General features: G+C 51.1%; 6 protein-coding genes, 1 tRNA gene and 1 pseudogene. 6 read left to right on the top strand and 2 right to left on the bottom strand.

Going from position 1 to position 7,084, the window contains the following annotated elements; translation table 11 throughout:
• Window positions 1–240 (bottom strand): annotated as a pseudogene (locus THISIDRAFT_RS08230) (transposase); the annotation flags it as partial.
• 302 nt (window positions 241–542) lie between these two features.
• Between THISIDRAFT_RS08230 and fliB the strand changes: the two are divergent.
• The 6 genes from fliB (at window position 543) to THISIDRAFT_RS08200 (ending at window position 6,841) form a co-directional block, all read left to right on the top strand.
• The gene (gene fliB / locus THISIDRAFT_RS08225; protein WP_006788600.1) at window positions 543–1,781 is read left to right on the top strand and encodes a flagellin lysine-N-methylase; all 1,239 of its coding nucleotides are present in this window, start codon (window positions 543–545) and stop codon (window positions 1,779–1,781) included.
• Between the two features lie 45 nt (window positions 1,782–1,826).
• Window positions 1,827–2,807 carry a hypothetical protein gene (locus THISIDRAFT_RS08220; protein ID WP_006788601.1) on the top strand — a complete coding sequence of 327 codons (981 nt, stop codon included), beginning with the start codon at window positions 1,827–1,829 and terminating at the stop codon, window positions 2,805–2,807.
• Window positions 2,808–2,830: 23 nt separating this feature from the next.
• A complete protein-coding gene (locus THISIDRAFT_RS08215; protein WP_006788602.1) occupies window positions 2,831–3,673 on the top strand; it encodes a PRC-barrel domain-containing protein in 843 nt (280 codons plus the stop codon).
• A 95-nt stretch (window positions 3,674–3,768) separates the two neighbouring features.
• Entirely contained in the window at window positions 3,769–5,037 is a 1,269-nt protein-coding gene (locus THISIDRAFT_RS08210) for a VanW family protein (protein ID WP_040853239.1), read from the top strand.
• Window positions 5,038–5,058: 21 nt separating this feature from the next.
• Window positions 5,059–6,207: a complex I subunit 1/NuoH family protein gene (locus tag THISIDRAFT_RS08205; RefSeq protein ID WP_006788604.1), complete on the top strand. Its 1,149-nt coding sequence runs from the start codon at window positions 5,059–5,061 to the stop codon at window positions 6,205–6,207.
• A 91-nt stretch (window positions 6,208–6,298) separates the two neighbouring features.
• On the top strand, window positions 6,299–6,841 hold the full coding sequence (locus THISIDRAFT_RS08200; RefSeq protein ID WP_006788605.1) for a 4Fe-4S binding protein: 543 nt from the start codon (window positions 6,299–6,301) through the stop codon (window positions 6,839–6,841).
• A gap of 16 nt (window positions 6,842–6,857) precedes the next feature.
• Here THISIDRAFT_RS08200 and THISIDRAFT_RS08195 read toward each other — a convergent pair.
• Window positions 6,858–6,934: transfer RNA gene (locus tag THISIDRAFT_RS08195), tRNA-Arg, on the bottom strand.
• Window positions 6,935–7,084 lie beyond the last annotated feature (150 nt).

The following is a 7,084-nucleotide window of genomic DNA, read 5'->3' as shown; positions in this document are numbered from 1 at the left end:
CAGCGATTGAAGTCATAGTACACTGCCGACCAGGCAGGAAAGTCGTGCGGCAGCTGACGCCACTGGCAGCCCGTCTGCAGGACATAGAAGATCGCATTGATGACTTGGCGCATGCTGAGCTTACGAGGGCGCCCGACCGGGGCGCTCGGCAACAGCGGCTTGATCGCCTTCCCGGCGCCCTCGCTGAGGTGACTCGGGTAGCGTTTTTTTGCGAATCTTCTTGCTGCATTTCTGGGGCATGTGGGCCACTTCCTAGAAAAAATCGTAGGTTAAGCCATTACGCGATTAATTTCCAAACAGCCTCTTAGGCAGTCGGCATACATCATGCATAAAACAGCCTTGCATCCGGTCACACACGCTAACGAAGGCTTATTCATCAGCGATATCTCGACGGTATCACTCAAATTGCGCAATAAGTATGCTTAAGTTTATTTGCTGCTCTGTGCCATAATCTCGTTAAAGCCTGGGCCGGAGGTTTCCGTTGCTGTCTCTGCGCCATGCGCTATCTACCTTAGATCAACCTGCTTTGGAGTCGTTTTCTCATGCATAAAGCAATTGTGCCCAAGTACTTACAAGAATTTCGCTGTGATGGGCAAAAATGTCCGGATAATTGCTGTGAGGGTACATGGACCATTTTTGTCGATGAGCCGCATTACAAACGGGTCAAACGGGTGACCGATACCGAGATCAAGCCGATCATTGATCAATACTACAAGCGTAATCGCAGCAATCCCACCAAGGAGTCCTTTGGTAAGCTTTTGCAGGACAAGCAAAAAAACTCCTGCGCCTTTCTGACCGAAGACAAGTTGTGCCGTCTGCAGGCCAAGCTTGGCCCTGAGTATCTGTGCAATGTCTGCATGTTGTATCCGCGTCGCACGAATTTCATCAAGGGCCTGCCCATAGAACGCTCCTTGAGCCTTTCATGCCCTCTGGCGGCTGAGCTGGTCTTGCTCAATGAAGCAGGGCTTGAATTTGAAGAAACCACGCTTGATCTGCATGGGCGTGATTTTTTTACCAAGCGGATTGATCTGGATGCCGTCAATGCCAAGCGGCAGGATCTGGCCTATTTCATGGAGTTGCGCGCCTTTAGTGTGCAGATCATCAAGACCCGTGACCTGGAGCTGTGGAAACGCCTAGTCATCCTTGGCATGTTTTACAATAAGGTGCAGGAATACCTCGACGCCAACGAGGCTGAAAAAATCCCCGAGGAAATCGAGCGTTATACGCGCATGATCGTGCAAGGCATGTTCAATGAGCTGCTCGATGAGATCCCGGTCGAGTCGGTATTGCAAATGAAGCTGAGCAAGGAAATCATTGAACATAAAGTGTTTTCTGGTAGCAATGAAGGTTTTAGCAAAGCCTTCTGGAACTTCCTGCAAGGCATTGGCTTTGACCTTAAAGACACCGACGAGGAAAACGCCACGCGCTATCAAGAGGCTTACCAGCAGTGGTATCAACCGTTCATGCAGTCACGCGAATACATTCTGGAAAACTATCTGGTGAACTATGCGTTCTCGCGCATGTTCCCGCTCACTGAAGAAGACTCGCCCTTATCCAGTTATGCCATGCTGATTGTGCATTTTGCCATGATCAAGATGCTGCTGATTGGCAACGCCGCATTTCACAAGGAGGCGTTTACCGAGTCGCATATCATTGAAATCTTACAAAAATTTGTCAAAGCCGTTGAGCATAACCCCAAATTTGTTGATTTCATCTACAAACAGCTGAAGAAAAATGACTTTCTCAGTATGGCGCACATGGCGATCCTGATACGCAATTAGAGTGCTTCTTTTTTTCTTATCCGCTCGTGCAGGAGGGGAATTTCCTTGATTCCTTATTTTGCATCTTTGCTATTTGCCGCAGGGGTGATTTTTCCGCTTTTATACCTGCATCGGAGAATCACCCAAAGCCATCGGCTATGGAAATATAAAGGCATTTTTTCAATCAGTTTATGTTTGGCGGCATTATTTCCGGTGCTCATCAGCACATTGAGTTTACCGCTAAGCCTTGTGTTGCTACTGTTGTCTGCACTGATGATCGGCTTTGTATCTCCATTATTGCGGCTAAACAGTATGCCCATACCGTCCGTGATCGACGGAAAAAAAACCATGGTATATGATATGCTCATACGCAAAGAACCTGTTTTTAGAGAAAAGGCTTCGCCTGCGCACGCCCATAAAACGGATAAAGAAGCAAAACTCATTATCCCTGAAAACTTCAAGCGGCATGACACCCACGCCAGCGACGAAGCATCACGCTTTAATGATGAAAAAAGGATTTTGAAAAATAAATACTTTACGCCGCATGCCACTCATGTATTTCTGTCTGATGAGCTGCACCGCAATAACAAAAATACGTTTATGGCCGAAAAATTGCCACAGGCTCCGCACCCTGAACACGAAAACAATGTCATCGCCTTGAATGCGGACCACTGCGCAGTGCCAGCCGTGGAAGACACCAAACCGCTAGCCGATAGCGCTTCTGTGGCCGTTGAAGCGGAAACGCCGCTTATACCACCCAAGGCACTCTCTTATATGCTGGCGGAAATCATTCTGATGGATGGTATGATTGCTCAGGAAGAAGATCGTCATGATGACGCAGAGCGTTCTTTTACCCAGGTCTGTCTGCAAGCAGCGGATGCAGATCAGGTTGCCATTGCTTATTACCATCTAAAAGCAATTTATGCCGAATATGGCTTGCATAAAAAAATTGCAGAACTGGGAAGAAAAACACTGGCTTCACCGCTACGGGATTTATCTCAATACCAGAAAATCATTGAGGATGATATTGTTTTTTTTGGTCAATAGCCTATTAAAACACGGGGGTTTTTATGAAAAACAGCAAAGAAATAATAAACACGCTGGTTATCAGCATTACAGAAGGCAAGGAGCTCGGCTTCGTCAAGGATATGGTGGTGAACCCGGAGAAAAAAAGCGTGGAGTTTTTTTTGGTTGAAAAGACGGAGAACCATAAAACAGAAGCGATTGTTGCCATTCCTTTTAAATCAGCGATCGGGATTGGTGGCTATGCGATGACCATTGAGCATCAGAGCAGCCTGATTGACCTTGCACAAATCAACTTTATCAGCGGCATTCTGGAAAAAAGGGTGCGGGTCATTGATGAGAAAGTCATCAGCCGCAAAGGTCGCTTGTTGGGCGTGGTTGAAGAATATACGATCGACACAGACAGCGGGCAAATTACCCAGCTTATTGTAAAATCGCAATCCGGTCATGCGGACACCCCTATTGCCGCCGAGGATATTATCAGCCTGGGCGAGCATCTCATCACGGTGACTGATCGCGCCGAAGAACTGTTTTACACCACGGCCTCACCGCCAAAATCTGCTGCCGCTGGAAAAGAACGTTATCCGACGCAAACCATTGTTACTAAAGCGGTATCCTCGGTAAAATCCGAGCCGACGCCACAGCCTTCGCCCGAGGTCACACCGACACAAAGCAGCGCGGATGAGGCACATGAAAAATCCAGCTCGATTGAATATTTCGTGGAAAAACAAAAATCCTTTTTGTTGGGCAAGGTGATTCACAAGGATTTTTATGATCATACCGGCCAGTTGATTGCGGCAGCGGGGACCCCGATCAATAGTGATATTTTCATCGCAGCGGAAAAAATTGGGCGACAGAAAATCATTGAACTGGCCATGCTTGCAGAGTAATTTATGCCTAGCCTATGAAGCCTTCACGCCTGCTTGCGGCCTTACAGCGATCATTATTTATATGCATACTCACCACTGCGTTTGCAACGCTGGGTATGTCTGCCTATCTTCTGTATAAAGCAGATCAACTCCCGCAAAATTTCTGGGTTAATGGCATTTCTGTCGCGGATTTGACGGTTGACGAGGCCTTGCTGCTGATTCAGGAAAATCTCCCGTCAAGCATTCATATAAATTTTTGGATAGAGAACGAGCTTTGGCAAGAAGATATTCTGCATCTTGATGAAATTAAAGCCCATTACCCTGCGCACGCCATACAGACCGCGTTACGGGATGCCTTGCAACAGCGTACCTTCGGGGAGCGTCTGGCGGCGCTTCAACAGACAAAGCAACAACGTCCGCGTTATCTGGAATTTGTCGTAGAGTATGATCTTGATGCCCTGAGGCGCTGGGTTGATCTACAGGCACACAGCATTCGTCGCGATCCGATCTATTCAGAGGTGGCGATCGAGCAAGGAAAAATCAAAGTACGCGAGGGGATTGATGGCCTGTATCTGCAGGCCGAGCCATTGCTGGAGCAGTTGCAAGAGCGCATTGCCAACCATGAATTTTCCGACATCAACTTTCCGCTCACGCGCATCAAGATCGAGGAGGTATTGCAGGGACGCGATGATTTCAGTCAGCCGCTGTCTGCGTTTACCACGACGTTGGATGATCATCACGCGCGTCGCCAAAACATCCAGACGGCAAGCCGTAAAATCAACGGGTATCGCCTGGCCGCTGAGGCGGTATTTTCCTTTAATCAGGTGGTTGGACATGCCAGCCTGACCGAGGGCTATCAGCTGGCTCCGGTCATCATCAACGGGCAACTGCGCGAGGATGCGGGGGGCGGTATCTGTCAGCTCAGCACCAATCTCTATCAAGCCGCCCTGCGCGCTGGTTTCAAGATCATCGAGCGCCACAGTCATTCGCTCCCGGTCGGCTATGTCCCGGTCGGCATGGATGCCGCGATTGCCTACGGACACCGGGATCTGCAATTGCAAAATCCCTATGCCTTTCCGGTATTATTACTAGCCTGGCTTGAAGACGCCCAGCTGCATACGGCAATCTATGGCCCCAGCGCCTTTAGCCCGCCGGTGATTCGCGTACAAAGTCGGCATCTGGAAGAAATTCCCCCGCCAACCCGGACGGTTGTAGACCCCACGCTAAAACCGGGGGCGCGTTTTGTTGAGCAGCCCGGCAGCCCCGGCTATCGCGTCAGCGTGTATCGGCTGCGTGGCACCCGCAAAACGGAGTATGCGCAAGAACGGATTTCGGTTGATTATTACCGGCCCACCGAGCAAATCATCCGCGTAGGCGCTCATTAAACAACCAAGGTCACACACCCCATGTTTCAGGATCTGTTTATCCATACCCTGCTGATCAGTTACATCATCGTCATGCTGCTGACCTTTGGTCTGTTACTGACCTGGGTTGAGCGCAAACAAGCGGCGATCATGTCGGATCGTATCGGTGCCAACCGTGCCTATCTGCGCCTGCCCTTTACCCAGATCAAACTGATCTGGTGGGGCCTGTTTCATGGCATTGCCGATGGCCTCAAGATGCTGCTCAAGGAGGATTTCAAACCCCGCGCCCACGATCCGCTGATTTATACGCTCGCCCCCTGGGTGATGTTTGTGCCGGTGTTGCTGGTTTTTGCGGTGATTCCTTTCGGCGGTTCGCTCAGTCCGGCGGCGCTGTTTCCCGGCAGCGAGACCGTGGCGCAGTGGTTTGGCGATAAAAGCTATCCTTTGCAGATTGCCGCCCTGGATGCCGGGCTTTTGGTGTTATTTGCCTTTGGCGGCCTGACCATCATCGGTGCCATGCTGGCCGGCTGGTCGTCTAATAATAAGTTTTCCCTGCTCGGTGCGGTGCGTGCCGGGGCACAAATGATTTCCTATGAGCTGGTTTTGGGGCTGGCCATTGTCGGCCTGATCTTGATCTATGGCACGGTTAATCTGGTGGCCATCGTTGAGCAGCAATCGGCCATCCTGTGGGGATTTTTACCCGCCTGGGGGATATTTTTGCAGCCGTTTGCGGCCTTATTGTTTCTGGTAGCCGCCCAGGCAGAAAGCCAGCGCATCCCCTTTGACCTGCCGGAGGCGGAATCAGAGCTGGTCGCGGGCTTTTTCACCGAATACAGCGCGATGAAAATGGGCCTGTTCATGTTTGCCCAGTTCATTGAAATTGTGGTGATTGCGGCGATTTTTACCACCCTGTTTTTGGGAGGCTATAATCTGCCGTTCATGAGTGATCAGGGCTTTGTATTCCCCGGCGGGGTGGAATGGAATCTGCCGCATTGGGCGGTGATACTCACCCAGATCAGCGTATTCTGGACCAAGGTGTTTTTGGTCTGCGGCTTTCTGGTTTTGGTACGCTGGACCTTGCCGCGCCTGCGCTATGACCAGCTGATTCAGTTTGCCTGGCGGATTTTACTGCCGCTGACCCTGATCAACCTGCTCGTCACCGCCATCGTCGTCTTTGCCATGCAGTATTGATATGGCAACATCCGGGACCGGCGCCCTTGGGCGGAGCCATGAAAAACGTGGCGCAGCCAATGCTGCCCGCGCCCACATGAGGTTTTTTGATATGTATCACACCCCCTATAAACGCAAAAAATACTGGAACAAGGCCGAGATGAACCTGTGGGAGAAATCCTACCTGCCCGAGGTGGTGCGTGGCCTGAGCCTGACCTCCGGGGTGTTTTTGCGCAATCTGTGGCGCTGGATGCGTGGACGCAAAGGCGCGTTGACCGTCTATTATCCGGAAGAGCGCCGCCCCGATTATGCCGCCCACAATCGCGGCAAGCATATCCTCACCCAGCGGGCCAATGGCAAGCCGCAGTGCATCGCCTGCAACCTTTGTGCTACAGTTTGCCCGGCGCAAGTGATTGAGATTGAAGCCGCCTTTGACGCTGAAGACCCCGCGCACCCTAAATATCCGGCGCATTTTGCGATAGATTATGCGCGCTGTATCTTTTGTGGCATGTGTGTCGAAGCCTGTCCTGAAGATGCTATTCGGATGCTGTCGGAGGTGCCCAATCTGCCGCGTGGCTCACGCCATATCTGGCTGCACAAAGAAGAATTGCTGCAGTGGTCGCCACGTCGTGATGTGGCGAAATCGAGCTCATAAATAAGCGCAGGGAAGATGGCGCGCCCGAAGGGATTCGAACCCCTGACCTCTGCCTCCGGAGGGCAGCGCTCTATCCAGCTGAGCTACGGGCGCATCAATGAAAGGGGATTTATCATACCCGTTTATCCCGGATTCGTCCATGCCATCCGCCGGTTTTTTTCTCCTGGGAGCGCGGAGCACCAGCTCCGCTACAAGGCCGTAGGCCCTATAGGTTTAAAAACACAGGGCGCAGCTGGAGCTGCG

This window comes from Thiorhodospira sibirica ATCC 700588 (assembly GCF_000227725.2).
Taxonomy (GTDB): domain Bacteria; phylum Pseudomonadota; class Gammaproteobacteria; order Ectothiorhodospirales; family Ectothiorhodospiraceae; genus Thiorhodospira; species Thiorhodospira sibirica.
This window is presented reverse-complemented; position numbering and strand designations above follow the sequence as displayed.